This window comes from Pseudomonas sp., assembly GCF_050739655.1.
Lineage (GTDB): Bacteria > Pseudomonadota > Gammaproteobacteria > Pseudomonadales > Pseudomonadaceae > Aquipseudomonas.
On the sequence record NZ_JBOIBY010000556.1, the window covers coordinates 1 to 2,150 of the forward strand.

At 54.4% G+C, this 2,150-nt stretch carries 3 protein-coding genes and 2 tRNA genes; all 5 read left to right on the forward strand.

All coding sequences use genetic code 11. The features are described from left to right. The first annotated feature begins 56 nt into the window (after window positions 1-56). Window positions 57-812, forward strand: a complete 756-nt coding sequence (gene tpiA / locus ACRESJ_RS26555; RefSeq protein WP_431760521.1) for a triose-phosphate isomerase — start codon at window positions 57-59, stop codon at window positions 810-812. 4 nt (window positions 813-816) lie between these two features. Further along, on the forward strand, window positions 817-1,200 hold the full coding sequence (gene secG, locus ACRESJ_RS26560) for a preprotein translocase subunit SecG (RefSeq protein WP_017336473.1): 384 nt from the start codon (window positions 817-819) through the stop codon (window positions 1,198-1,200). A gap of 22 nt (window positions 1,201-1,222) precedes the next feature. Next, window positions 1,223-1,308 (forward strand) — tRNA-Leu (locus tag ACRESJ_RS26565). 96 nt (window positions 1,309-1,404) lie between these two features. Further along, window positions 1,405-1,481: transfer RNA gene (locus tag ACRESJ_RS26570), tRNA-Met, on the forward strand. 140 nt (window positions 1,482-1,621) lie between these two features. Beyond that, on the forward strand, window positions 1,622-2,080 hold the full coding sequence (rimP, locus tag ACRESJ_RS26575) for a ribosome maturation factor RimP (protein ID WP_003235029.1): 459 nt from the start codon (window positions 1,622-1,624) through the stop codon (window positions 2,078-2,080). Window positions 2,081-2,150 lie beyond the last annotated feature (70 nt).

Consider the following 2,150-nt stretch of genomic DNA (forward strand, 5'->3'; position numbering starts at 1 on the left):
CCAGCCATGATTGTGTTGGGTAACATCTGCGCCCACTTTGACCGACGAGGTACAGCATGCGTCGCCCTATGGTAGCTGGTAACTGGAAGATGCACGGTACCCGCGCCAGCGTCGCTGAGCTGATCAATGGCCTCAGTCAATTGGCCTTGCCGAGCGATGTTGATGTAGCGGTATTCCCGCCTTCCCTGTTTATCAATCAAGTGATTGATGGTCTGGAAGGAAAGCCGATTTCAGTCGGCGCGCAGAATTCTGCGGTGGAGTCCATGCAGGGTGCGTTGACTGGCGAAATTGCGCCGAGTCAGTTAGTGGATGCAGGTTGTTCCCTGGTGCTTGTTGGTCACTCCGAACGCCGTCAGATAATGGGCGAGCAGGACGGGGTTTTGATACGCAAGTTTGCAGCGGCACAGGCAAGTGGCTTGATTCCGGTGTTGTGCATAGGGGAGACCCTGGAGCAGCGTGAAGCCGGAAAAACTCTTGAGGTTGTCTCGCGTCAGCTCGGCAGTATCATTGAGGAGCTGGGTGTTGGTGCGTTTGCGCAGGCGATAATCGCTTACGAGCCGGTCTGGGCCATTGGTACCGGGCTGACTGCTTCACCGCAACAAGCGCAGGATGTGCATGCAGCCATTCGCGCTCAGTTAGCGGCAGAGAATTCTGAGGTCGCACAAGGTGTGCGGCTTCTATACGGCGGCAGCGTGAAGGCGGCCAATGCGGTCGAACTGTTCGGCATGCCGGATATCGATGGGGGGCTCATTGGTGGGGCTTCCCTGAATGCAGATGAGTTCGGTGCGATTTGTCGCGCCGCGGGAAACTGAAAAAATGCTGGAAACAGTCGTAGTCGTTTTTCATCTGCTGGGTGCATTGGGCGTAGTTGCTCTCGTATTGCTGCAGCAGGGTAAGGGTGCGGACGCTGGCGCGTCTTTCGGAGCAGGTGCTTCAAATACTGTGTTCGGAAGCCAAGGTTCCTCTACCTTTCTTAGTAAGTTTACTGCTATACTTGCCGCAGGTTTTTTCATAACCAGCTTAGGGTTAGGTTACTTTGCTAAAGAGAAGGCTCACCAGCTGACTCAAGTAGGTCTCCCAAACCCAGCGGTGTTGGAAGTTCCAAAGCAACAACCGGCTTCTGATGATGTCCCGGTGCTTCAAGAGCAAAAGTCGGCTACTCCAGCGACTGACGTGCCTCCAGCTCAAGAGCAGAAGTAAGAAGGGTTTCAAACGTAGTATTGCCGAGGTGGTGGAATTGGTAGACACGCAACCTTGAGGTGGTTGTGCCCATAGGGTGTAGGGGTTCGAGTCCCCTTCTCGGTACCAATTATCAGGAGAGCCCGCTGTTGCGGGCTTTCTTGTAGGTGGAAGGTTACATTGACCCTGTAAGGGATCGGTCGTATACTTCCGCCCCAGCTTTGTCGCGGGGTGGAGCAGTCTGGTAGCTCGTCGGGCTCATAACCCGAAGGTCGTCGGTTCAAATCCGGCCCCCGCAACCAGTTTTAGCGGAGCCCCTTTTAAGGGGCTTTTTGTTAGCTGGACACTTTCAACGCCGCTGTTCGACGGCGTTTCAAGGATGGGCGTTTCGCCCATTTTTTTATTTTGCACAGCATGCACATACATGCACGAGGGGGTTCAGGTGTCGAGCAAGCTAGAAGAGTTGCAGGCCTTGTTGGCCCCGGTGGTCGTGGCCCTAGGCTATGAATGCTGGGGTATTGAGTTTTCGGCTCAAGGTCGCCACTCAATGTTGCGCGTTTATATCGATAAAGAGGGCGGCGTGCTGGTGGACGATTGTGCCATTGTCAGCCGTCAGATCAGCGGTGTCCTGGATGTTGAAGATCCGATCTCCGTTGAATACACCCTCGAAGTTTCCTCGCCTGGCATGGAACGCCCACTGTTCACTATTGATCAGTTTGCAAAATTTGCCGGTGAACAAGTGAAGATCAAGCTGCGCTCCCCCTTTGAAGGGCGACGCAACTTTCAGGGCCTTCTGCGCGGTGTAGAAGAGCAGGACGTCGTGGTGCAGGTAGAAGACCATGAGTTCCTGTTGCCGATCGATATGATCGACAAGGCCAACATTATTCCCAGTTTTGACTGAGACGCGGATCCCGCGGATCCAATGGCTTGCGAAAGGCGAGGCGTACGATGAGCAAAGAAGTACTGCTGGT

What these genes read in the sequence shown, in the direction of transcription:
- tpiA (WP_431760521.1), top strand. Translation starts at nt 57, where the DNA reads ATGCGTCGCCCTATGGTAGCTGGTAACTGGAAGATGCACGGTACCCGC.
- secG (WP_017336473.1), top strand. Translation starts at nt 817, where the DNA reads ATGCTGGAAACAGTCGTAGTCGTTTTTCATCTGCTGGGTGCATTGGGC.